Origin of the sequence: Tessaracoccus sp. OH4464_COT-324 (assembly GCF_003932855.1) — a bacterium.
Classification (GTDB): Bacteria; Actinomycetota; Actinomycetes; order Propionibacteriales; family Propionibacteriaceae; genus Arachnia.
Map to the genome: position 1 here is coordinate 1 of NZ_RQYZ01000169.1, position 322 is coordinate 322.

Sequence of the window (322 nt, forward strand, 5' to 3'; positions counted from 1 at the left end):
AATTGATCATATTCTGGAGTACGTAAGAAACGAACCATACGTAGTTTCATTACTAAATGGTCAATTAATTCTTGTGCTTCTTGTTCAGTAATTTTGCCAGCTTTTAAGTCACGTTCAATGAACACGTCCAAGAATGTTGATACACGACCAAAAGACATTGCCGCACCATTTTGTGATTTAACAGCAGCTAAATATGCAAAATAAGTCCATTGAACCGCTTCTTGTGCATTTGTTGCAGGACCAGAAATATCATAGCCGTAAGATGCAGCCATTTCTTTCATCTTGCCTAAAGCGCGGTGTTGTTCTGCAATTTCTTCACGTA

At 38.2% G+C, this 322-nt stretch carries 1 protein-coding gene; it reads right to left on the reverse strand.

Annotation, left to right across the window (positions count from 1 at the left end):
- Positions 1-322 (reverse strand): pyruvate formate lyase family protein (locus EII42_RS12630; protein WP_305000358.1); only part of this gene is annotated, 322 nt, incomplete at both ends.